21 protein-coding genes and 1 tRNA gene are annotated in these 21512 nt (G+C 64.1%); 14 read left to right on the top strand and 8 right to left on the bottom strand.

Going from position 1 to position 21512, the window contains the following annotated elements; translation table 11 throughout:
- Nucleotides 1-171 precede the first annotated feature (171 nt).
- The 3 genes from EEB11_RS16745 to argB form a co-directional block, all read right to left on the bottom strand.
- Complete coding sequence (locus EEB11_RS16745) at nucleotides 172-675, bottom strand: SixA phosphatase family protein (RefSeq protein WP_135433326.1); 504 nt, start codon at nucleotides 673-675, stop codon at nucleotides 172-174.
- A 25-nt stretch (nucleotides 676-700) separates the two neighbouring features.
- Nucleotides 701-1354 (bottom strand): ferredoxin, encoded by a 654-nt coding sequence (locus tag EEB11_RS16740; RefSeq protein ID WP_245298961.1) that lies wholly within the window; start codon nucleotides 1352-1354, stop codon nucleotides 701-703.
- Nucleotides 1355-1419: 65 nt separating this feature from the next.
- Nucleotides 1420-2298, bottom strand: a complete 879-nt coding sequence (gene argB, locus EEB11_RS16735; protein ID WP_435531120.1) for an acetylglutamate kinase — start codon at nucleotides 2296-2298, stop codon at nucleotides 1420-1422.
- 150 nt (nucleotides 2299-2448) lie between these two features.
- On the opposite strand from argB, the gene EEB11_RS16730 reads away from it, so the two are divergent.
- The 6 genes from EEB11_RS16730 (at nucleotide 2449) to yihA (ending at nucleotide 9166) form a co-directional block, all read left to right on the top strand.
- Nucleotides 2449-3180 (top strand): SDR family oxidoreductase, encoded by a 732-nt coding sequence (locus EEB11_RS16730; protein ID WP_135433322.1) that lies wholly within the window; start codon nucleotides 2449-2451, stop codon nucleotides 3178-3180.
- A 94-nt stretch (nucleotides 3181-3274) separates the two neighbouring features.
- On the top strand, nucleotides 3275-4144 hold the full coding sequence (gene ttcA / locus EEB11_RS16725) for a tRNA 2-thiocytidine(32) synthetase TtcA (protein ID WP_135433320.1): 870 nt from the start codon (nucleotides 3275-3277) through the stop codon (nucleotides 4142-4144).
- Between the two features lie 157 nt (nucleotides 4145-4301).
- The gene (locus EEB11_RS16720) at nucleotides 4302-5741 is read left to right on the top strand and encodes a putative bifunctional diguanylate cyclase/phosphodiesterase (RefSeq protein WP_245298963.1); all 1440 of its coding nucleotides are present in this window, start codon (nucleotides 4302-4304) and stop codon (nucleotides 5739-5741) included.
- Nucleotides 5742-5922: 181 nt separating this feature from the next.
- Nucleotides 5923-7773 (top strand): membrane protein insertase YidC, encoded by a 1851-nt coding sequence (gene yidC / locus EEB11_RS16715; RefSeq protein ID WP_135433316.1) that lies wholly within the window; start codon nucleotides 5923-5925, stop codon nucleotides 7771-7773.
- A complete protein-coding gene (locus EEB11_RS16710) occupies nucleotides 7770-8516 on the top strand; it encodes an MOSC domain-containing protein (protein WP_135433314.1) in 747 nt (248 codons plus the stop codon). The genes yidC and EEB11_RS16710 overlap by 4 nt, the downstream gene beginning before the upstream one ends.
- Complete coding sequence (gene yihA, locus EEB11_RS16705) at nucleotides 8513-9166, top strand: ribosome biogenesis GTP-binding protein YihA/YsxC (protein WP_135433312.1); 654 nt, start codon at nucleotides 8513-8515, stop codon at nucleotides 9164-9166. Before EEB11_RS16710 ends, yihA begins: the two co-directional genes overlap by 4 nt.
- Here yihA and yidD read toward each other — a convergent pair.
- The 3 genes from yidD to rpmH are packed head-to-tail and all read right to left on the bottom strand — an operon-like array spanning nucleotide 9137 to nucleotide 9993.
- Entirely contained in the window at nucleotides 9137-9406 is a 270-nt protein-coding gene (yidD, locus tag EEB11_RS16700; protein WP_135433310.1) for a membrane protein insertion efficiency factor YidD, read from the bottom strand. The two genes, yihA and yidD, sit on opposite strands and share 30 nt — an antisense overlap.
- The gene (rnpA, locus tag EEB11_RS16695; RefSeq protein ID WP_135433385.1) at nucleotides 9403-9816 is read right to left on the bottom strand and encodes a ribonuclease P protein component; all 414 of its coding nucleotides are present in this window, start codon (nucleotides 9814-9816) and stop codon (nucleotides 9403-9405) included. The genes yidD and rnpA overlap by 4 nt, the downstream gene beginning before the upstream one ends.
- 42 nt (nucleotides 9817-9858) lie before the next feature.
- Complete coding sequence (gene rpmH, locus EEB11_RS16690; RefSeq protein ID WP_100195973.1) at nucleotides 9859-9993, bottom strand: 50S ribosomal protein L34; 135 nt, start codon at nucleotides 9991-9993, stop codon at nucleotides 9859-9861.
- A gap of 283 nt (nucleotides 9994-10276) precedes the next feature.
- Between rpmH and EEB11_RS16685 the strand changes: the two genes are divergently transcribed.
- From EEB11_RS16685 to EEB11_RS16665, 5 genes are all read left to right on the top strand, one after another.
- Nucleotides 10277-11002 (top strand): TVP38/TMEM64 family protein, encoded by a 726-nt coding sequence (locus tag EEB11_RS16685; protein WP_135433308.1) that lies wholly within the window; start codon nucleotides 10277-10279, stop codon nucleotides 11000-11002.
- A gap of 1 nt (nucleotide 11003) precedes the next feature.
- Nucleotides 11004-12422: a dihydrolipoyl dehydrogenase family protein gene (locus EEB11_RS16680; RefSeq protein ID WP_135433306.1), complete on the top strand. Its 1419-nt coding sequence runs from the start codon at nucleotides 11004-11006 to the stop codon at nucleotides 12420-12422.
- Nucleotides 12423-12521: 99 nt separating this feature from the next.
- Nucleotides 12522-13871, top strand: a complete 1350-nt coding sequence (locus tag EEB11_RS16675) for a sensor histidine kinase (RefSeq protein WP_135433383.1) — start codon at nucleotides 12522-12524, stop codon at nucleotides 13869-13871.
- Between the two features lie 50 nt (nucleotides 13872-13921).
- Nucleotides 13922-13998: transfer RNA gene (locus tag EEB11_RS16670), tRNA-Arg, on the top strand.
- A 496-nt stretch (nucleotides 13999-14494) separates the two neighbouring features.
- Nucleotides 14495-15055, top strand: a complete 561-nt coding sequence (locus EEB11_RS16665; RefSeq protein ID WP_135433304.1) for an REP-associated tyrosine transposase — start codon at nucleotides 14495-14497, stop codon at nucleotides 15053-15055.
- A 195-nt stretch (nucleotides 15056-15250) separates the two neighbouring features.
- Here the strand turns inward: EEB11_RS16665 and ettA are convergent, their stop codons facing one another.
- Complete coding sequence (ettA, locus tag EEB11_RS16660; protein WP_135433302.1) at nucleotides 15251-16906, bottom strand: energy-dependent translational throttle protein EttA; 1656 nt, start codon at nucleotides 16904-16906, stop codon at nucleotides 15251-15253.
- Nucleotides 16907-17031: 125 nt separating this feature from the next.
- Here ettA and EEB11_RS16655 point away from each other — a divergent pair, with 125 nt between their 5' ends.
- Together EEB11_RS16655 and dacB are read left to right on the top strand one after the other, a co-directional pair.
- On the top strand, nucleotides 17032-17640 hold the full coding sequence (locus EEB11_RS16655; RefSeq protein ID WP_135433300.1) for a nicotinate-nucleotide adenylyltransferase: 609 nt from the start codon (nucleotides 17032-17034) through the stop codon (nucleotides 17638-17640).
- 55 nt (nucleotides 17641-17695) lie between these two features.
- Nucleotides 17696-19189 carry a D-alanyl-D-alanine carboxypeptidase/D-alanyl-D-alanine endopeptidase gene (gene dacB, locus EEB11_RS16650; protein ID WP_245298960.1) on the top strand — a complete coding sequence of 498 codons (1494 nt, stop codon included), beginning with the start codon at nucleotides 17696-17698 and terminating at the stop codon, nucleotides 19187-19189.
- A gap of 121 nt (nucleotides 19190-19310) precedes the next feature.
- Here dacB and EEB11_RS16645 read toward each other — a convergent pair whose 3' ends face one another.
- Complete coding sequence (locus EEB11_RS16645) at nucleotides 19311-19733, bottom strand: tellurite resistance TerB family protein (RefSeq protein ID WP_135433298.1); 423 nt, start codon at nucleotides 19731-19733, stop codon at nucleotides 19311-19313.
- Nucleotides 19734-19845: 112 nt separating this feature from the next.
- Between EEB11_RS16645 and EEB11_RS16640 the strand changes: the two genes are divergently transcribed.
- On the top strand, nucleotides 19846-21429 hold the full coding sequence (locus EEB11_RS16640; protein WP_135433296.1) for a lysine--tRNA ligase: 1584 nt from the start codon (nucleotides 19846-19848) through the stop codon (nucleotides 21427-21429).
- Nucleotides 21430-21512 lie beyond the last annotated feature (83 nt).

Genomic DNA, 21512 nt, shown 5'->3' with positions numbered 1-21512 from the left:
CTTGTTTTAGATCCTGATCACGCGTCATGCCTGAAACCGGGCACCGCCGCAAGCGGTGCCCGATGTGCCATGGAATAGGGCGATTTTGAATAGTTGGCAAAGATCAAAAGTTCAAACCTTTGATTTTATTAATTTCCACAGCTTGCAACACAGGTGCATCTACGGGCAGTCTCAGGCCATGATCTCCCGCGGCACGATGAAATCGTCCACCACACCCTGCCCATAACCCACATCCGCCCACGAGGAGGCGACAAAATCCACCACCAGCGTGGCCCCGGTCGGATAGCGGGAAAACTCGGGATTGACCGGAGCATGCGCCACCAACCGAGTCGCAAACTCGGCAATGCCAGGGTTATGCCCGATCATCATCACCGTGTCGTCGGTGGCATGCCGAAGCACCGCCAGCATCACATCGGGCCCGGCATGATAAAGCGAGGGTTTCAGCTCCAGCACCGGCGTCGCGGGGAGGGCGGGCGCAATCCCCGCCCAGGTCTTGCGCGTCCGCGCCGCATCCGAGCACAGCACCTGCCCCGGCACATAGCCCCGGCTGGCCAGCCACTGCCCCAGATCCGCCGCCGCGGCCCGGCCGCGTTCGTTCAAGGGCCGGTCATGGTCCGGCGTCAAAGGATCATCCCAGCTCGATTTCGCATGTCGCGTCAAGATCAGGCGCTTCATTCCCACTCCCCCCGAATACGGGCGGTTACTCCGCCCTGTGGAATCGCCCCATGTGATAGGCCGACTGTTCGGCAAGTCTTGCATAGCCTTGCGACACCGGGCAAGCGCGGCGAACCCGGCAGCCGCCCGACAGGCAGTCTGCCCCCTCCGCCTGGTCCAGAAAGGCGTGGCAGGCCGGTAGATCATAGCCGCCCGTCGTCAGCGCGGTGACGGGGCAGGCCGCAGCACATGGCTGCGCACAGCCATCACACGGCTTGTCCGCTCCGGGCAGATCCACCGCCTCGCGCAGGACCAACGCCCCCCGGATGCTGACCATCAACCCCTGGCTGCCGTGCACCAGCAACCGCACCGGGCTGTCCCAGATCCGTCCGGTCCGCAGCGCCCATTGATAGAACGGATCATAGGGCGGCCCGCCAAAGGGAAATCGCGCCTTGCCGCCCAGATCGCAGGCCAGCCGCCCGATCACCCGGCGCGACCAGCGATCCACCGGATCTGCCCCGCCCCATTCAGGCTGCGCCTTCAGATGCGGCCAGAACCCCGGCTCACGCGGCGCCAGCAACACCACGCTGCGCGCCCAGACCGGAAACTCCACCTCGCCCGTGCAGTCAAATCCACCCAGCACTTCCAGAAAATGCGGCTCCAGTAGGGCGGTCAGACGGTCGACGCTCAGCTCTGCCATTTGCACCTTCTCCAACTACTCCCGCGCGGCGCGCAACGACAGTGGCCACAAGAGCCGCCGTCAGATCACCGCCGCACCAGCGGCTTCACCCGCGGCTCGGAGGAACGGATCTGCGATCCTGCACCGTGGTCGGTGAACAGCTCCAGCAAGCAGGCGTTGGGAATGCGTCCATCCAGAATGGTCACCGCCCGGGTGCCCTGTTCAATCGCCAGCAGCGCGGTTTCTGTCTTGGGGATCATCCCGCCAGAGATCACACCCTCGGCCGTCATCTGCCGGATTTCGTCCGGGGTGATTTGGGTCATCACCTCTCCGGCCGCGTTCTTGACGCCGGAAACATCGGTCAAAAGCAGCAGGCGGTCGGCCTGCAAGGCACCCGCAATCGCCCCTGCAGCGGTGTCACCGTTCACGTTGAACGTCTCGTTGTCCGCCATGCCGGTGCCCACGGGGGCAATCACCGGGATGATCCCGGCCTTGTAGAGGTCGCGCAGCACCTGCACGTTCATCTCGACCGGGCGGCCAACGAAGCCAAGCTCCGGGTCATCGGCCTCACACACCATCAGGTCGTCATCCTTGCCTGAAATCCCCACGGCGCGGCCGCCTGCGTCCATGATCGCTTGCACGATCCGCTTGTTGACCAGACCCGACAGGATCATCTCGACCACCTGCACGGTCGCCTTGTCGGTCACCCGCTTGCCGCGCACAAATTCGCTGTGGATGCCCAGTTTGTTCAGCATGTCATTGATCATCGGCCCGCCGCCATGCACCACAACCGGGTTCACGCCGACTTGCCGCATCAGCACGATGTCGCGGGCGAACTCCGCCATGGCGGCATCGTCGCCCATGGCATTGCCGCCGAACTTCACCACCACGACCGAGTCTGCGTATCGTTGCAGATAGGGCAGGGCCTCAGAGAGCATCTTGGCGGTGTTCAGGGCATCTTGCATGGTCAGGGTCTGCTGTTTCATGGGGGCCTCCGGGTTAGGGTGGTTGGTAACCCCTTTGCCGCAGCCTGCCAAGCGCAGTGTCCGCTCAAGGGTCTGGCTTGTCTTTTCCGACCATAAGCGTAGGGTTTGGCCAAGCTCAAGGAGTAGGCCATGACCGAGCAGAAAACCATCGTTCTGACAGGCGCATCGCGCGGAATCGGCCATGCCACGGTCAAGCGGTTTTCAGCCGAGGGCTGGCGCGTGCTGACCTGTTCGCGCCAGCCGTTCGATGCGCGCTGCCCCTGGCCAGGGGGTGAGGACAATCATATCCAGATCGACCTGGCCGACCCGAACAAGACCATTGTCGCGATCGAGACGATCAAGACCAAGATCAACGGTCGCCTCGATGCGCTGGTCAACAATGCCGGAATCAGCCCCAAAGGGGCGGATGGCGCGCGGCTGAACACGCTGGACACCGATCTGCGGATCTGGGGACAGGTGTTCCATGTCAATTTCTTCTCTTCCGTGATCATGGCGCGCGGGTTGAAGGAGGAGCTGGCGGCGGCCAAGGGGTCTGTGGTCAATGTAACCTCGATTGCCGGGGTGAAGGTGCACCCCTTTGCCGGGGCGGCCTATGCCACGTCGAAAGCCGCGCTCGCCGCGCTGACGCGCGAGATGGCGCATGATTTCGGGCCCTTGGGGGTTCGGGTGAATGCGATTGCGCCGGGCGAGGTGGAAACCGCGATCCTGTCGCCGGGCACTGACAAGATTGTTGAAAAGCTGCCGATGCAGCGGCTGGGGCAGCCCAAAGAGGTGGCCGATGTGATCTGGTTCCTGTGTTCGGACCAGTCGAGCTATATCTCGGGGGCCGAGATCGAGGTGAACGGTGCCCAGCATGTGTGACGCACCGACTCGCGCTGTTGCAGGTGGGACAAGCGGCACAGCTTGACGCGCGCGCCCGCGACCCGCATATCCGGGCAACCCTGCGGAGGCCGATATGCTTGATGATGCCGACGACATTCACCCGTTGTTCTACGGTGCCCCCAAGGGGCTGGAGTTCCGCAAGCTGCGCAAGCGGCTGGTGCAACAGGCGCGCGAGGCGATTGAGACCTATGGCATGGCCAAACCGGGCGAACGCTGGCTGGTCTGCCTTTCAGGCGGCAAGGACAGCTATACTCTGCTGGCCGTTCTGCACGAGCTGAAATGGCGCGGGCTGTTGCCGGTGGACCTTTTGGCCTGCAACCTCGATCAGGGCCAGCCCGGCTTTCCCGCCACCGTGCTGCCTGCGTTTCTGACCCGGATGGGGGTTGCGCACCGCATCGAGTATCAGGACACCTATTCGGTCGTCATCGACAAGATCAAACCGGGCGGCACGATGTGCAGCCTGTGTTCCCGGCTGCGGCGCGGCAATCTGTACCGCATCGCGCGCGAGGAAGGCTGTTCGACCGTCGTGCTTGGCCATCACCGCGATGATATTCTGGAAACCTTTTTCATGAACCTGTTCCACGGCGGTCGCCTGGCCTCGATGCCGCCGCGCCTGCTGAATGAGGATGGTGATCTGTTTGTCGCCCGCCCCTTGGCATTTGTCGCCGAGGTGGATTGCGACCGTTTTGCCCGCGCCATGGGCTATCCGATCATTCCTTGTGATCTGTGCGGCAGCCAGGAAGGGTTGCAGCGTGCGCAGGTGAAAAAGCTGCTGGATGAGTGGGAAGCGCGGGCGCCGGGGCGGCGGCAGGTGATGTTCCGGTCGCTGATGAATGTGCGCCCGTCGCATCTGGCCGACCCGGGTCTGTTCGATTTTGCCGGGCTGATGCAGCAAATGGGAACAGATACAGAAAATCCTCCGCAACTTCGGGACCCGGATTAACGGTTCAGATACCGCATCACCCTAGCCTTTCTGGTCAAGGGGGATGGCCCTCCGCGTCCGGGGGGGCGGCATGCACGAAAATGCGTCCAAAACATCAGCGGTCTGGGCGCTGCTTTGCAGGTATTCCAGTACACTCGGATTGATCCTGTTGCCTGCCATGTTATTGGTGGGGTTCTGGCTGGGGGGTGAGGCAGGGTTGCTGACGCTCGCGGCCGCCGCGACTGTGGGTTTTGCGCTGAGCGTCTGGCGCAAGCAAATGATGGCTCAGCCGGATGATGGCGGCACGGCGGAAGAGCTCGCCAGTGAAGCATGGTTTGTGGCCAATCTTGACCGTTTGTTGGCTGACGGCGTGACGCATGGCCGGACAACCGTCTGTTTTGTGCTGATGTTTGATGATCTGACTGTGCTGGCAGACCGGAATGGGCGACTTGCGCTTGACCGGGTGATACGGCGCACGGGCGAACGGCTGGGCCGCGCCTTGCGCGAAGGTGATGTGGTGGCAATGCTGCCCGGCAACGGCTTTGCTGTCAGCCTTGCCCCGACGCGGCGGTTTGATCTGGAAAGCGCTGTGCAGATGGCAGCGCGTCTGCTGGCGGCAGTCAATGCCCCGCTTGTCATTGATGACTTGACGGTGCACCCGTCGCTGTCGGGGGGCTTTTGTCTGGCCGACCGGGCCCCTGCCTTGCTGGGCGCGTCGCTCCTGCATGCCGCGTGGGCCGCTGCGGATGAGGCGCTGCGCCATGGTCCCGCTGCGCTGCGTGCCTTTCAGCCAGAATTGGTCCGCCGCCGCGCCGACAGGGCGGAATTGCGCGCGGGGCTGGAGGCTGCTTTGGACGAAGGGCATATTCGCCCGTGGTTTCAGCCACAGGTGTCAACCGACACCGGGGAAATCACCGGGTTCGAAGCCTTGGCCCGCTGGCAGCACCCAGAGCGCGGGATTATTCCGCCGTCAGAGTTTCTGCCGCTTGCCGAGGATACCGGTCTGTCAGAGCGGCTGGGAGAGGTGATCCTGTATGGTGCCTTGTCAGCCCTGAACCGATGGGACAAAGCCGGCCATTCCATTGCCCGGGTTTCGGTCAACTTTTCCGGGGTCGAACTGCGCAACCCGCGCCTGCCCGACAGGCTGCATTGGGAGCTGGACCGCTTTGCCCTGTCGCCCGACCGGCTGACGGTCGAAGTGTTGGAAACGGTGGCGGCGCGGTCTGACGATGATGTGATCGTGGCCAATCTGGCGCGGATCGCGGAATTGGGCTGCGGCATTGATCTGGATGATTTCGGCACCGGGCAGGCCTCCATCGTCAATATCCGGCGGTTTGCGATCCGGCGGATCAAGGTCGACCGCTGCTTTGTCACCCGCTGCGACACTGACCCGGATCAGAAACGCATGGTCGCGGCGATCTTGTCATTGTGTGAGCATCTGGGGCTGGAAACGGTCGCCGAAGGGGTTGAAACACCTGGTGAGCATGTGACCGTGGCACAGTTGGGGTGCGGGCATGTCCAAGGCTTCGGCATTGCGCGCCCAATGGCGATAGAGGACACCTTTGGCTGGATCGACAGGCACGAACGTGCGCGGCAGCACGCCACCCCGTTCGGATAAAGGCGCTGATGGCCGGGCCGCACCGGGCGCGGCGGCGATGTGCCCTTCCATCCCTGCGCGTTTCCTGCCGACAACGACCACGCGGGATCAATACTGGCGGGCAAACAGGAAAACCGCTTGACCTTTCCCGCCCCCTTCTGTTGAACGACCGCTGACCTGAACAATGCCGGCGGAAGTCCCGATGGACGATCAAAACAAGAACCTCATCCTCGCAACTGTGCTGTCCTTCGTGGTCATCATGGTCTGGTTCGTGCTGTTTCCACCGCCCGAACCGGTGATCGACCCGAACGCGCCTGCGGTGACCGCCGTGGATGGCACCACGCCCCCCGCGGCGTCGCAGCCAGCTGCCACGGCAGCCGCAGATGGGGCAGCGCCCGCCGCCGAGGCACCACGCCTGACCATCGACACGCCCGAGCTGACCGGCTCGATTTCGCTGTTGGGTGGCCGTATTGATGACCTGGAGCTGAAAGCCTACCAGCAGACTCAGGATGACAGCTCTGGCATCGTGCGTCTGCTTGCGCCCGTGGGGCAGGCGAATGCGTATTATGCGCTGTTCGGCTGGGGCCCTGCCGGGGCGCTGGGGTTTGAGGACGTTCCGGGTGCCAATACCGAATGGACGCCCGCCGGTGGTGGCACGCTTGCCCCCGGTCAGCCGGTCACCCTGCGCTGGGACAACGGCAACGGCCTGAGCTTCACCCGCGAAATCGCGGTGGATGCGCATTTCATGTTCACCGTGACCGAAAGCGTGCAGAACACTGGCACGGCAGAGGCGCGGTTGTTCCCCTATGGCATCGTCGCCCGCCATGGCAAACCCAACAATCTTGAGAATTTCTTTGTCAGCCATGAAGGTGTCGTGGCCCGTGCCGATGGCAAGCTGACCGAGACCGATTACGACGATGTGGCAGACCTGCCGCTGGTGCAGCGCGAAGGCGCACAGGCGACGGTCGTCGAGGCGCAGACCGATGGCTGGATTGGCTTTACCGACAAGTACTGGATGACGGTTCTGGTGCCGGAACAGGGAAAGCCTTTCACCTCGGTCACCAAATACGTGCCGCAGGCCGATATTTACCAGACCGAAACCCGGCAGCCTGTGGTGGCTGTGGCCCCGGGCGAAACCGTGACATCGACCCAGCGGCTGTTTGCCGGGGCCAAACGGTGGGAAACCCTGCGCGCCTATCAGAACGAGGGCGCAGTCGAGGGGTCGGCCCAGCCGATTCCCGGGTTTATCGACACGATCGACTGGGGTTGGTTCTTTTTCCTGACCAAGCCGATCTTTGCCGTTCTGCACTGGCTGAATGCCAATATCGGCAACATGGGTCTGGCGATCATCGGGCTGACCTTCATCCTCAAGCTGCTCGTGCTGCCGCTGGCCTACAAATCCTATGTCAGCATGGCGCGGATGAAAGAACTGCAGCCCGAGATGGAAGCGCTCAAGGAGCGTGCGGGCGAAGACAAGCAGATGATGCAGCGCGAGATGATGAAGCTGTACAAGGACAAAAAGGTTAACCCGGCCGCGGGCTGCCTGCCGATCCTGATCCAGATTCCGATCTTCTTCGCGCTGTACAAGGTGATCTTTGTCACCATCGAACTGCGCCACGCGCCGTTCTTTGGCTGGCTGCAAGACTTGTCGGCCCCCGATACCTCTTCGATCTACAACCTGTTCGGTCTGCTGCCCTGGGCGGCCCCCGAGCCGGGCACGATTCTTGCGCTGATCTTCATCGGCATCCTGCCGATCCTGCTTGGCGTCTCCATGTGGCTGCAGCAAAAGCTCAACCCGGCCCCCACCGACCCGACCCAGCAGATGATCTTTGCGTGGATGCCTTGGGTCTTCATGTTCATGCTCGGCGGCTTTGCCAGCGGGTTGGTGGTGTACTGGATCACCAACAACGTGATCACCTTTGCCCAGCAATACGCCATCATGCGCAGCCATGGGCACAAGCCGGACCTGTTCGGCAACATCAAATCGGGCTTCAAGAAAAAGCCCGCAGTTGTGCCGGTGGCTGACAAGAGCGCGAAGCCAAAGAAAAAATGATACGGCTGACCCGGATCTGCCGCCACCCCATCAAATCCATCGGCTTTGAGGAACTGGCAAGCGCGCCCCTGACAGAGGGGCGCGTTTTGCCGTTTGATCGGGAATGGGCGGTGCTGCACGATGCGGCCAAGGTCGGTGCGCTGACCGAATGGGTTCACAAGATGAACTTTCTGCGCGGTGTGGCGGGGCCGGAGCTGATGGCGATCCGCGCGCGGCTGGACGAAGACCTGCGCCGGGTGACGCTGACTCACCCCACGGCCGGGGAAATCACGGTTGCGCCCGATACCGACGGCGACCGGCTGCTGGACTGGCTGCGTCCGCTGTGGCCCGCAGACAAACCGGCACCTGTGCGGGTGGATCATCTGCCCGGGCAGGCAATGACGGATGTGCCAGAACCCTATGTGGCGGTGCTGAACGCGGCCTCCAACGCCGACCTGGGCGCGCGGATGGGGCAGGATCTGTCGATCCACCGCTGGCGCGGCAATCTGTGGCTGGACGGGATGGAGCCTTGGGCCGAGTGGGATCTTCTGGGTCGCACCCTGCGCATCGGCGGGGCAGAGGTCCGGGTTGAGCAACGCATCACCCGCTGCAAGGCCACCACCGTCAACCCCGTCACCGGAACCGAAGACGCCGACACCCTTGGCGCATTGCGGGCCACATTTGGCCATCAGGACTTTGGCACCTATGCCTTGGTCATAAAGTCCGGTCCCATTGCGCGTGGCGATCGGGTGGAGGTGCTATGAGCGCTGCACGTTTCCCCATTGCTGACCTGCCGGAGTTTGACTCCCGCGAAAAGGGCCGCCTGCTGTTTGCCGGGCCGGTGGATTTTGTCAAAGGCGTGGTCGCGATGTCTGGTCTGCCCCCGGCAGACCGGGTTGAGGTGTGTTTTGCCGGACGGTCGAACGTTGGCAAATCCAGCCTGATCAACGCGCTGACCGGGCGCAAGACGCTGGCGCGGGCGTCTAACACGCCGGGCCGGACGCAAGAGATCAACTATTTCGCGCTTGGCGAGCAGCGCTATATGGTCGACCTTCCCGGCTATGGCTATGCCGAGGCCCCGCTGGCCGTGGTCGAAAAATGGCAGGCGCTGCTGCGGTCCTACCTGCAGGGCCGCCAGACGCTGCGGCGGGCCTTTGTGCTGGTGGACATGCGGCACGGCGTCAAGGCGGTGGATCAGGAAATTCTGTCGCTGCTGGACAAGTCTGCCGTAACCTTTCAGGTCGTGCTGACCAAGGCCGACAAAGTGAACGCCGCCACGCGCGAAGAGACGATTGCACAGGTGCAGGCATCTTTGACCAAGCACCCGGCGGCCTACCCGGAAATCGTGGTGACCAGTTCGGAAAAGGGTGAGGGGGTCGAGACCCTACGCGCGATCATCGCCACTTTGGTGTGATGCGTCATGGGCGGGGTCCGCGCCCGGCACCGGGTCATAGCCATGACCGCCCCAAGGGTGACAGCGGCAGATCCGATGCGCGGTCAGATAGCCGCCCCTGAGCCCGCCATGGCGCTGTAGCGCATCGAGCGCGTAGGTGGAGCAGGTGGGCTGGAAACGGCAGCCGTGACCGACCCAAGGGCTCAGCAACAGGCGATAGGCGCGCACGGGAAGGGCGATGACATGCGCCAGAGGCGTCATGCACGCGCACCGTGGATGGCGCGCAGGGCTGTTTCAAGGTCGATCAGCAATTGGGCAAAGGGGCGGTCTACGGTCACACCGGGGCGGGCGACCAGCACATAATCCCACCCGGGTTGCGCCAGATGCGGTAGCACAGCGCGCGCCACCTCGCGCAGGCGGCGCTTGGCGCGGTTGCGGAACACGGCATTGCCGATTTTCTTGGATGCGGTGAAGCCGACCTGCACGCCCGGTTTGCCGTCCGCCCGGAACCGCGCCTGCACCAGAAACCCACCGGCCCCCTGCCTGCGCGCCGAAGCGGTGCGCAGGAATTCTGGACGGTGGCGCATGGTCGTAATGCAAAACGAAACCGCCGGAGGCGCAATGGGAACCTCGGCAGTGATGCCTTGGCCCATTTCCTCCGGCGGCGTCATGTCTTGCTTGTCCATAAGCGGCCCTGACCGGGGCCGGAAATCTTATGCGGACAGCTTGTGACGGCCCTTGGCGCGGCGGGCGGCCAGCACCAGACGACCACCTTTGGTGGCCATGCGGGCGCGGAAACCATGGCGGCGCTTGCGGACCAGGTTGGACGGTTGGTATGTGCGCTTCATCGCGGCTCTCCATCAGACGGCTTGCCCGAACCCCAAGGATTCGAGGGCAGGGAACTTGAAGCCCGTCCTTTACGCAGGCTTGGACCCCAAGTCAACGCAAGGCAGCCCGATTTTGCACAACAAATCGCAGATGGCGCTTGCGCCGGGTCGTTCAGCGCCGATGGTGTGTCAAACCCCTCCCATTCGATCAAGGCGGCGTGATCGGGCTGTCGCATTTGGGCTTTGCTGAAACAAGTTCAGGACGGTCCGCGTAACAGGCCCAGTGACAGAGAATGAGGATGCCATGCCCGCCACACCCAAGCGACCCCCCAACCCATGGCTGAAACGCCTGCCCTTTCTTGTCATCCTTGGCGTGGCCGTGCTGGGCGCGGTCCTGCTGCGCGATCAGATCAGTTTTGAGGCTCTGGCCCGGCACCGCGATACGCTGCTGGCGTTTCGCGACAGCAATCCGGCTTTGGCCAGCCTTGGTTTTGTTGCGGCCTATGTCGTCATCGTGGCCTTCAGCCTGCCGGGGGCGACGATTGCCACGCTGACGGGGGGCTTTCTGTTCGGGCTGTTTCCGGGCGTTTTCTACAATGTCGGCGGAGCCACCATCGGCGCGGCGGGTGTGTTTCTGGCCGCGCGCGCCGGGTTCGGGGCCGATGTGGCGGCGAAGATCACCGAACGGGGCGGGGCGGCGGCGCGGTTGCAGCAAGGCTTGCGCGAAAACGAATGGTCGGCGCTCTTGATCATGCGGCTGGTGCCTGCGGTGCCGTTCTTCATCGCCAATCTGCTGCCCGCCTTTGTCGGCACATCGCTGTTCCGCTTTGTCGTGACAACATTTCTGGGGATCATTCCGGGGACGTTCGTGTTTACCTGGGTGGGGGCCGGTCTGGGAGAGGTGTTTGCCCGCAGCGAGACCCCCGATCTGTCGATCCTGTTTGCACCGCATATACTTGGGCCGATTCTGGGGCTGGCAGTTTTGTCGGCGGTGCCCATTGTGCTGAAACACTTCAACAAAGGGGCCTGATATGAGCCTGATCACCACCGACATCTGCATCATCGGCGCGGGCTCTGGCGGGTTGTCTATTGCTGCGGGAGCGGTCCAGATGGGCGCTCGGGTCGTGCTGATCGAGGGCGGCGAGATGGGCGGCGATTGCCTGAATGCGGGCTGCATCCCATCCAAGGCCCTGATCGCGGCGGCCAAGGCGGCGCAGGCGATGCGTGACGGGGCGCGGTTCGGGATCACCCCGACAGAGCCGGAGGTGGACTTCGGCGCGGTGAAGGATCACGTGGCGCGGGTCATTGAAACCATCGCGCCGGTCGACAGCCAGGAGCGGTTCGAGGGCCTGGGTGTGCGCGTCATCCGCGACTGGGCAAAGTTCTCCGGGCCTGACACGGTCGAGGCCGGCGGCCACCGCATCAAGGCCCGCCGCTTTGTCATCGCCACCGGCAGCCGCCCGCTGGTCCCTCCGATTCCGGGCGTCGATACAGTGCCTTACCTTACCAATGAGACGATCTTTGGCTTGCGCGACAGGCCCGCGCATCTGCTGATCATTGGGGGTGGTCCCATCGGGATGGAGATGGCGCAGGCCCACCGGCGGCTGGGTTGCAAGGTGACCGTGATCGAGGGCTCCAAAGCACTTGGCCACGATGATCCGGAGCTGTCTGCCATCGTGCTGGCCAACCTGCGGGCCGAGGGGGTAGAGGTTCTGGAAGGCGCCAAGGTGGTCGCGCTGTCGGGGCAGGCGGGTGACATCACCGTGGCGCTGGAAGACGGCCGCCAGGTGCAGGGCACGCATCTGCTGCTGGCGGCGGGGCGCAAGGTGCATCTGGACGGGCTGAACCTTGAGGTTGCCGGGGTGAAGCATGACGGCAAAGGCGTCACGGTGGGGGCAGATCTGCGCAGCACCAACCGCCGGGTCTATGCGGTGGGGGATGCGGCGGGCGGGCTGCAGTTCACCCATGTTGCGGGCTATCATGCGGGCATCGTGATCCGCCAGATCGTGCTGGGCCTGCCGGCAAAGACCAGCACCCGCCACATCCCTTGGGTCACCTATACCGACCCGGAACTGGCGCAGGTGGGGCTGACCGAGGCCGCGGCGCGCAAGGCGCATGGCACGGCGGTGAGCGTGCTGCGGCAGGAGTTCGCGCACAACGACCGCGCACAAGCCGAGGGCAAGCCCGTGGGCCTCTTGAAGGTGATGGTGGTCAAGGGCCGCCCGGTCGGGGCGTCCATCGTGGGGCCGCAGGCGGGCGAGTTGATCGGGCTTTGGGCCTTTGCGATTGCTTCGCGTGCGAAACTGTCGGCCATCGCTGGAATGGTGGCACCCTACCCGACCTTGGGCGAAATCTCGAAACGCGCTGCAGGCGCCTATTTTTCCCCTAAACTCTTTGATAATCCTACACTCAAGGGGTTTGTGCGGCTGGTGCAAAAGGTTTTGCCCTGAGCCGCCGTTACAGGAGGGTGAAACAAGGTGAAGGCGGGGCGTGGCGGGTTTTTCAAGACGCTCTCTGGGCGGTTCCTGCTGCTGACGGTCGCCTTTGTCATGCTGGCCGAGGTGCTGATCCTTGTGCCGTCCATCGCGCGGTTCCGGGCCGATTATCTGCTGCTGCGTCTGGAAAAGGCGCAGATCGCCTCGCTGGCCCTGCTGACCACGGATGAGGTGATCGCCCCCGATCTGGAAGCGGAGCTGCTGGTGAATGCGGGCGTGTTCAACGTGGTGCTGCGGCGCGACGAGGTGCGGCAGCTGGTGCTGTCCTCGCCGATTCCCGCCGCAATTTCAGGCACGTATGACCTGCGCATGTCTGGCCCGTGGGAGCTGATCCGAGACGCCTTCGTCGTGCTGCGTGATCCGGTGAACCGGGTGATCCGGGTCATCGGCAACCCGGTGCAGCAGGCGGGCTTGCTGATCGAGGTCACGATGGAGACCGGTCCGCTGCGCGTGGCGATGATCGAATACGGAATGCGCATCCTGGTGCTGTCGGTGCTGATTTCGGCGGTGACGGCGGTTTTGCTGTTCATTTCAGTGCAGCGGATGATCGTGACCCCGATCCAGCGGGTGGTGCGCCATATGCAGGCCTATGCCGAGGCTCCCGAGGATGCGCGCCGGGTGATTGCACCCACCTCGCCGGTGGTAGAGTTGCGCGCGGCCGAGGATGCGCTGGAAAGCATGCAAAAGCAGCTGACCGGGGCCCTGCGACAGAAAGAGCGGCTGGCGCAACTGGGCGGGGCGGTGGCCAAGATCAGCCATGATCTGCGCAACATCCTGACAACTGCGCAACTTTTTGCCGATCGGATCGAGGGCAGCGCTGACCCGATGGTGGCCCGCGCCGCGCCCAAGCTTGTGGGCTCGATCAGCCGTGCCGTCAGCCTGTGCGAGTCGACACTCGCCTTCGGCAAGGCCGAAGAGCCGCCGCCGCGTCTGGAACGGCTGGCGCTGCGCCCGCTGGTCGAAGAGGTGGTGGAGGCCGAAGGCCTGTTGGGCGAAAGCCCGGTGACGGCGCTGATCGACATCCCCCCCGGCTTTACCCTACGCGCCGACAGCGAACAGCTGTACCGCGTGCTGTCCAATCTGGTGCGCAATGCGCGGCAGGCGATGGAGGCTGTGGGGCAGGGTGGCGTTGTGGAAGTGTCTGGCGGTGAGGATGACGCCGCCTGGTGGCTGCGGGTCGGCGACACCGGGCCGGGGATGCCCGCCAAGGCGCGGGAGCATCTGTTCGCGGCCTTTCAGGGGGGCACCCGCAAGGGTGGGGCTGGGCTTGGGTTGGCGATCTCGGCCGAGCTGGTGCGCGGGCATGGCGGGCGGCTGGAGCTGGCGCGCAGCGATGCCGAGGGGACGCAGTTCCTGATTTACCTGCCCAAGCAGGTTTCGGAAAACAGTCTTGTGTCAGTTTGACTTTTGCCCTTGCAAACCCCGGCGGGCGCCGCTAAATCCGCCCCCATAGTGGACCCGTAGCTCAGCTGGATAGAGCATCAGACTACGAATCTGAGGGTCGGGCGTTCGAATCGCTCCGGGTTCACCATTCCCCTTTTCGATCTGTGTTGCGGGCTGGTGCCCCCTTTGTTTTCAAGGGCTTGGTCTGGCGGCATTTGCCGGGTTTCAACGGCGGTCCTGCCTTGCAGATGTGAAAAAAACCCCCGCTTCGGGCAAAGCGGGGGTCGTTCCGGCGGCGGGCCGCCTGTCAGGCCGGTTGGGGCCTGATGTGAGCCTGATCAGAACACGTCGATCAGGTAGAGGATGATGATGATCGGGATCGGAATGCCGATCAGCCAGGCCAATGCGCCTTTCATGGAATGTCCTTTCCTTGGGTCTGGGGGAGAAACGCGCGCGTCGGGGGAAGGTTCCCTTGCGGGCGCGGGGAAGCGTCAAGATGCTGAAAAAATGCGATTTTTTAGGTATGCGACGCGTCTGGTTCGCGTATGGCGGGCGTATGGTTTACGTCATGACGTGTGTGCGCAGGCAGGTCGTTCCCGGCGGGCGGTAACGGGTGGTTAACCACGCCCTGTCAGCGTTGCGGGATGCCGCACTATCATCGCCCCAGATCGACCGGCGGACGGGTGTTCTTCACCCTCTGCCTTGCTGCGCGCGGCAGTGACCTGCTGCTGCGGGAGGTTGATTTGCTGCGGCGCGCGGTGGCGCAGACGCGGGCGGAGCGGCCCTTCGGGATCGAGGCTTGGGTCGTGCTGCCGGACCATCTGCATTGCGTGTGGCAGATGCCGGCGGGGGATGGGGATTATGCGGTGCGGTGGGGGGCGATCAAGGCGCGGTTCTCGATGGGCATGCGTAGGGCGGGGTTCACCCCGCCTTTGCCGGTTGGGCGCAGGAATGGCGGGGTGAACCCCGCCCTACGGCGCAAGGGAGAGGTCGGGCTTTGGCAGCCACGGTTTTGGGAACATCATATCCGGGATGAGGCGGATTACGCCGCCCATGTCCGGTATTGTTGGGGCAATCCGGTGAAGCATGGATTTGTGCAACGGCCCGTGGATTGGCCGCATTCGTCAATTCACCGCGATATCCGGTTGGGATTGGTGGAGCCGGAATGGGGTGGATCGTATGAGGCGGGGGAATTTGGGGAGTAGGGCGGGGTTCACCCCGCCGCCCCGGGTGGACGAAAGAAAGGCGGGGTGAACCCCGCCCTACGGGTGACCATGGACGGATGGTTCATGACGCGTGACGCCACATGGGCGCAGTTCGGGGTGGAGGGGGTAGGGCGGGGTTCACCCCGCCGTCTCCGGGTGGTGAAGGGTAGGCGGGGTGAACCCCGCCCTACACGTTCACCGACTGAACCGCTTGTACTTCACCCGCTTTGGCTCCAGCGCGTCTGGCCCCAGACGGCGGATCTTGTCTTCTTCGTAGGCCTGGAAGTTGCCTTCGAACCATTCCACATGGGCGTCGCCTTCAAACGCCAGCATATGGGTGCAGAGGCGGTCGAGGAAGAAACGGTCGTGGCTGATGATCACGGCGCAGCCGGCGAAGTCTTCGATGGCCGACTCAAGCGCTTGCAGGGTTTCCACGTCGAGATCGTTGGTCGGTTCATCGAGCAGCAGCACGTTGCCGCCCGAGCGCAGCAATTTGGCCATGTGGACGCGGTTCCGCTCGCCGCCTGACAGGAGGCCGACTTTCTTTTGCTGGTCGGTGCCCTTGAAGTTGAACGCCCCGGTGTAGACGCGGGAGTTCATCTGCATGTCGCCCAGCTGGATGACTTCGGAGCCGCCCGAGATTTCCTCCCACACGTTCTTGTTGGGGTCGAGCGCGTCGCGCGACTGGTCGACGTAGGAGAGTTTGACCGTGTCGCCCAGCGTGACCGTGCCTTCATCGGGCTGTTCCTGCCCGGTCAGCATGCGGAACAGGGTGGATTTGCCGGCACCATTGGGGCCGATGACGCCGACGATGGCGCCCGGCGGGATGGTGAAGGTCAGATCTTCGATCAGCAGCTTGTCGCCCATGGCTTTTTTCAGGCCGGTGACCTCGATCACCTTGTTGCCCAGACGCTCGCCGTTGGGGATGATGATATGCGCGTTGGAGGAGCGTTCGGTGACGGTCTGGCTGGCCATTTCGTTGTAGCGCGACAGACGCGCCTTGCCCTTGGCCTGACGGGCCTTGGCGCCGGAGCGGATCCACTCCAGTTCCTTTTCCAGCGCCTTTTGCTTGGATTTGTCCTCGCGCGCCTCTTGCTGCATGCGCTTGGCCTTCTGGTCGAGCCATGCGGAATAGTTGCCCTCATACGGGATGCCGCGGCCACGGTCGAGTTCGAGAATCCAGGAGGTGATGTCGTCGAGGAAGTAGCGGTCGTGGGTGACGATCAGGATGGTGCCCTTGTAGGCGATCAGGTGCTTTTGCAGCCAGGCGATGGATTCGGCGTCAAGGTGGTTGGTCGGTTCGTCCAGCAGCAGCATGTCAGGCGCTTCGAGCAGCAGCTTGCACAGGGCGACGCGGCGACGCTCGCCGCCCGAGAGGTCTTCGACATTGGCCTCATCCGGCGGGCAGCGCAGGGCATCCATCGCGACGCCGACGGTGGCCTCCAACTCCCACAGGTTGCCAGCGTCGATCTGGTCTTGCAGGGCGGCCATTTCATCCGCCGTCTCGTCAGAGTAGTTCATGGCGAGTTCGTTGTAGCGTTCCAGAATTTCGGTCTGCTTGGCGACGCCGAGCATGACGTTCTCTTTCACGTTCAGGCTTGGGTCGAGGTAGGGTTCCTGCGCCAGATAGCCGACCTTGGCGCCTTTGGCGGCCCAGGCCTCGCCCTTGAAGTCGGTGTCCATGCCCGCCATGATCTTCAGAAGGGTGGATTTGCCCGCGCCGTTGACCCCGACAACGCCGATCTTGACGCCGGGCAGGAAGTTCAGGTGGATGTTTTCAAAGCACTTTTTCCCGCCGGGATAGGTCTTTGAGACGCCTTCCATGTGGTAAACGTATTGATAGCTGGCCATGTGTACTCTCCGGTATCGGGGGGGGCGCCTGCGCGCATGTGCTTGGATTGCCCCTGATGTAGCGATATTGCTGGACAAGGGCAACGCGGCAGGGGCAGTTTGGCGTGCCGAATGGGGGGCTATGGATGCGGGTCGGGTTTCCGGTAGCTGCGCGCGGGATGGTGGTGGGGCTCTTGGGCGGGTCGTTTGACCCGGCGCATGAGGGGCACGCCCACATCACGCGCGAGGCGATGAAGCGGCTGGGGCTGGATCAGGTGTGGTGGCTGGTGAGCCCGGGCAACCCGCTGAAGGCACGCCAGCCGGCCCCGATGGCGGACCGGATTGCGCGGGGGCGGGGGATCATGCGGCACCCGCGGGTGAAGGTGACCGATCTGGAGGCGCGCTTGGGCACGCGGTTTACCTATGAGACGCTGGTGCGGTTGCAGGCGATGTATCCGGGGGTGCGGTTTGTCTGGCTGATGGGGGCGGACAATCTGGTGCAGTTTCACCGCTGGGATCGCTGGCGCGATATTCTGCGTGTGGTGCCGGTGGCGGTGCTGGCGCGGCCCGGGGCGGGGGTGAAGGCACGGCTGAGCCGGGCGGCACAGGCGTTTCGCGGCAAGCAGCTGGACCGGGGGGAAGGCTTGCGCGGGCGGCGGCCGCCGGTCTGGGCTTTCATCAACCTGCCGATGGTTGACGCCAGCAGCAGTGAGATCCGGGCGCAGGGCGGCTGGCGCTTTGGCGCGGGAACGTGAACGGGCGGGCGGTTGCCTGGGGGCGCGCGCATCGCCTAGGGTGTGCGGAGCGGATATGGGACGGGCAATGATTTCACGGCGGCAGATTCTGGGCGGGGTGCTGGGCGGTGGGGCTGTCTGGCTGGCCTTGCCCGCGCTGGCAGAGGCACCGGCCCGGTCTGTGCGTCCGATGCCGCGCGGCGTGCCGGCGGCACGACTGCCCGCCACATCGGCTGAGGTGCTGATCGCCGGTGCCCGGCTTGGCGATGCGGCGGTGGCCAGCTATGTGGTGATGGAGGCCGAGACCGGCACCGTGCTGGAACAGCGCGAGGCGCAGGTGCCGATGCCGCCTGCGAGCGTGGCCAAGGCGGTGACGGCGCTGTATGCGCTGGCACAGCTGGGGCCGGACTTCCGCTTTCGCACCCGCGTGCTGGCGACGGGGCCGGTGGTGGACGGCGTGGTGCAGGGCGATCTGGTGCTGGCGGGGGCGGGCGACCCGACCTTGCAGACCGATCAGCTGGGTGATCTGGCGGCGGCGCTGGCGGCGCGCGGGGTGACATCTGTCACCGGGCGCTTCCTGACCTGGGACCGGGCCTTGCCGCCGGTTGTGCGCATCAGCGACGAACAGCCGGTGCAGGTGGGCTATAACCCGTCGATCGGCGGGCTGAACCTGAATTTCAACCGGGTGCATTTTGAATGGAAGCGGGCCAATGACGGCTGGGCGACCGCGATGGATGCGCGCGGCAACCGCTTTGTGCCCGCGGTGAAGATGGCGCGGATGCAGGTGGTGGCGCGTGAGGCACCGGTGTTCACCTATGATGCCGGGGGCACGGCAGAGGAATGGACGGTGGCCGCAGGGGCTTTGGGCAAGGGCGGCAGTCGCTGGCTGCCGGTGCGGCGGCCAGCGGTTTATGTGGGCGAGGTGTTTCATACGCTGGCCCGCGCGCAGGGCATCACCCTGCCCGACCCGCAGCCGCAGCAGGCCGAGCCTGCGGGGCAGGAACTGGCCGGGGTGGACAGCGCACCGCTGACCGAGATCCTGCGCGACATGCTGCGGTTTTCCACCAATATCACCGCCGAAGCGGTGGGGCTGCGCGCATCAGGTGCCGTTGATCTTGCGGCGTCGGGCGCTGCGATGTCGGGTTGGGCGGCGGCGCGTTATGGCGTGGGGTGCCGCTTTGTCGACCATTCCGGGCTAGGCTCTGCCTCGCGCGTCACCGTCGCCGATATGGCGCAGATCATCCGGCTGGCGGGACGGGCGGATGCGGGGTTGCAGCCCTTGTTGCGCGATCTGGGGCTGCGTGATGCCAAGGGCAAGGAAATTGCCAACTCTCCGGTTCGGGTGACCGCGAAAAGTGGCACGCTGAATTTTGTCTCGGCCCTGTCGGGGCATATCGTGAACCCGCAAGGCAAGGAGCTGATCTTTGCGATATTCCTTGGCGATACCGCCCGCCGCGATGCCCTGCCGGAGTCGGAGCGTGAGGCCCCGGCGGGTGGGTCGGCATGGACCACGCGGGCACGCAACCTGCAACGGCAGCTGCTGTCGCGCTGGTCGCAGACCTATGGCTGACACCTGTCGCCCGCGGTAGGGCGGGGTTCACCCCGCCTTTTCTGGCGGGCAAGGCGGGGTGAACCCCGCCCTACGGATGGTGGAAGCGCCGTGCAAAACCGGTGGGCGTGCGCGGCGGCGGTCAGGGCTTCATATGCCGTACCCGCGCGCCCCATTCAATGGCGGCGGCGTGCAGCCGGTCGATGGCCAGTTCTTCGCGCACCTCTTCCAGCATCCGCAGCTCCATATCGGGCAGCTTGCCATCGGCGGCCACCACATCGCAGGCCAGAGCATAGGCGGTTTCGCGCAAGCGTTCCGGCAGCGCATCGCGGATCAGGCCGAACAGGGCGTCCAGCCCGTCTTCTTCCTCGAACAGGTCGAACACGGTCTGGCTGACGGTGCGGATGCGGTCGCTGTCATAGCCGGTAAACACCGGCATATGGTTCACCATACGCTGGATCGCCACCAGTTCCGAGGTGCGCATCTGTTCATCCGCCGCCGACACGGCCACCATCACGGCCACCAGCGCATCGGGTGCAGACAGAGACGGGGGGATATTGGGCATGGCGTGATCCTTATGCTTTGGGGGCGACAATATTGACGCGCCGGGGTTCCGGCAATAGAGGACGAGGGCTTCCCCGCGCATGGGGTGCGGGGGCGGTTCAAGGATGAAAGCAATGTCTGCTTTGCGCGATGCGGCGATGAAATCGAAGGCCTGGCCCTTTGAAGAGGCCCGCGCCATCCTGAAACGCTATGAAAAACAGGCCCCCGAAAAGGGTTATGTGCTGTTCGAGACCGGCTATGGCCCATCGGGCCTGCCGCATATCGGCACCTTTGGCGAAGTGGCGCGCACCACGATGATCCGCCGCGCGTTTGAGGTGATCAGCGACATTCCGACGCGGCTGATCTGTTTTTCCGATGATGTGGATGGCATGCGCAAGGTGCCGGAAAACGTGCCGCAGCAGGATATGCTGCGGAGCCACATGCAAAAGCCGCTGACAAGCGTTCCGGACCCCTACGGCGAATACGACAGCTTTGGCGCGCATAACAACGCCATGCTGCGCCGGTTTCTGGACACCTTCGGGTTCGAGTATGAGTTCATCTCGGCCACCGAGTTCTACAAGTCGGGCCGGTTTGACGACACGCTGCGCCTGTGCGCGGAACGCTATGATGCGATCATGGCCATCATGCTGAAATCGTTGCGCGAAGAGCGGCAGCAGACCTATTCGGCGTTTTTGCCAATCCACCCCGAGACGGGGCGGGTGCTTTATGTGCCGATGAAGAATGTGGATGCCGTGCGCGGCGAAATCACCTTTGACGACGAGTCGGGTCGCGAGTGGACGCTGCCGGTGACGGGCGGCAACGTAAAGCTGCAGTGGAAGCCCGATTTCGGCGCGCGCTGGGCGGCGCTGGGGGTGGATTTCGAGATGTACGGCAAAGACCATTCCACCAACACGCCGATCTATGACGGCATCTGCGAAGTGCTGGGGGGGCGGAAACCCAACCACATGAGCTATGAGCTGTTTTTGGACGAGTCTGGCCAGAAGATTTCGAAGTCGAAGGGCAATGGCCTGACCATCGACGAATGGCTGACCTATGCGGCGACGGAATCGCTGTCGTATTTCATGTATCAAAAGCCCAAGACGGCGAAGCGGATGCATTTCGACGTGATCCCGCGCGCAGTGGATGAATACCACCAGCAGCTGCGCGCCTACGCGGATCAGGACGCGGACGCGCAGGTGAACAACCCGGTCTGGCACATCCATGGCGGTATGCCGCCCGGGTCGAAGATGGTGGTGCCGTTCTCGATGCTGCTGAACCTGGCATCGGTGGCGGGGGCCAAGGATGCCAAGGGGTTGTGGGGCTATATCCGGGCCTATGCGCCGGAGGCGTCGCCGGAAACCCACCCTGATCTGGATGCGGCGGCAGGCTATGCGGTGCGCTACTTTGCTGACAAGATCGCACCCAACCGGGTGTTCCGCCTGCCCAATGATCAGGAGCGCGCCGCGATGCAGGATCTGCGCGCGCGCCTTGCGGCGTGGGACGGCGGCACTGATGCCGATGCGCTGCAGACCATGGTCTTTGCCGTGGGCAAGGACCACGGGTTCGAGCCGCTGCGTGACTGGTTCAAGGCGCTGTATGAGGTATTGCTGGGCGCGTCGGACGGCCCGCGCTTTGGTGGCTTCATCGCGCTTTACGGGGTGCCCGAGTCGATTGCGCTGATCGACAAGGGGCTGGCGGGCGATTTTGCAACCGCCTGACACCGGAGGCTGACGCAGGGCGAGGACTGATGGCATTGACCGGGCGCGTGCCCGGTCTACCCTTTCGCAAGGGGATATTTGCG

This window comes from Pseudotabrizicola sediminis (genome assembly GCF_004745575.1).
Classification (GTDB): Bacteria; Pseudomonadota; Alphaproteobacteria; order Rhodobacterales; family Rhodobacteraceae; genus Pseudotabrizicola; species Pseudotabrizicola sediminis.
The sequence above is the reverse complement of the archived record's forward strand: the minus strand, read 5'-3'. Positions and strand labels throughout refer to the sequence as shown.

Coding starts and splice junctions, on each gene's coding strand:
- EEB11_RS16675 (WP_135433383.1), top strand. CDS start 12,522: ATGCTGGCCGAGGTGCTGATCCTTGTGCCGTCCATCGCGCGGTTCCGG.
- EEB11_RS16740 (WP_245298961.1), bottom strand. CDS start 1,354: ATGGCAGAGCTGAGCGTCGACCGTCTGACCGCCCTACTGGAGCCGCAT.
- ettA (WP_135433302.1), bottom strand. CDS start 16,906: ATGGCCAGCTATCAATACGTTTACCACATGGAAGGCGTCTCAAAGACC.
- rpmH (WP_100195973.1), bottom strand. CDS start 9,993: ATGAAGCGCACATACCAACCGTCCAACCTGGTCCGCAAGCGCCGCCAT.
- EEB11_RS16645 (WP_135433298.1), bottom strand. CDS start 19,733: ATGCCCAATATCCCCCCGTCTCTGTCTGCACCCGATGCGCTGGTGGCC.
- yihA (WP_135433312.1), top strand. CDS start 8,513: ATGAGCGCTGCACGTTTCCCCATTGCTGACCTGCCGGAGTTTGACTCC.
- dacB (WP_245298960.1), top strand. CDS start 17,696: ATGGGACGGGCAATGATTTCACGGCGGCAGATTCTGGGCGGGGTGCTG.
- yidD (WP_135433310.1), bottom strand. CDS start 9,406: ATGACGCCTCTGGCGCATGTCATCGCCCTTCCCGTGCGCGCCTATCGC.
- EEB11_RS16655 (WP_135433300.1), top strand. CDS start 17,032: ATGCGGGTCGGGTTTCCGGTAGCTGCGCGCGGGATGGTGGTGGGGCTC.
- argB (WP_435531120.1), bottom strand. CDS start 2,298: ATGCAAGATGCCCTGAACACCGCCAAGATGCTCTCTGAGGCCCTGCCC.
- EEB11_RS16665 (WP_135433304.1), top strand. CDS start 14,495: ATGCCGCACTATCATCGCCCCAGATCGACCGGCGGACGGGTGTTCTTC.
- ttcA (WP_135433320.1), top strand. CDS start 3,275: ATGCTTGATGATGCCGACGACATTCACCCGTTGTTCTACGGTGCCCCC.
- rnpA (WP_135433385.1), bottom strand. CDS start 9,816: ATGACGCCGCCGGAGGAAATGGGCCAAGGCATCACTGCCGAGGTTCCC.
- EEB11_RS16710 (WP_135433314.1), top strand. CDS start 7,770: ATGATACGGCTGACCCGGATCTGCCGCCACCCCATCAAATCCATCGGC.
- EEB11_RS16685 (WP_135433308.1), top strand. CDS start 10,277: ATGCCCGCCACACCCAAGCGACCCCCCAACCCATGGCTGAAACGCCTG.
- yidC (WP_135433316.1), top strand. CDS start 5,923: ATGGACGATCAAAACAAGAACCTCATCCTCGCAACTGTGCTGTCCTTC.
- EEB11_RS16680 (WP_135433306.1), top strand. CDS start 11,004: ATGAGCCTGATCACCACCGACATCTGCATCATCGGCGCGGGCTCTGGC.
- EEB11_RS16730 (WP_135433322.1), top strand. CDS start 2,449: ATGACCGAGCAGAAAACCATCGTTCTGACAGGCGCATCGCGCGGAATC.
- EEB11_RS16720 (WP_245298963.1), top strand. CDS start 4,302: ATGTTATTGGTGGGGTTCTGGCTGGGGGGTGAGGCAGGGTTGCTGACG.
- EEB11_RS16640 (WP_135433296.1), top strand. CDS start 19,846: ATGTCTGCTTTGCGCGATGCGGCGATGAAATCGAAGGCCTGGCCCTTT.
- EEB11_RS16745 (WP_135433326.1), bottom strand. CDS start 675: ATGAAGCGCCTGATCTTGACGCGACATGCGAAATCGAGCTGGGATGAT.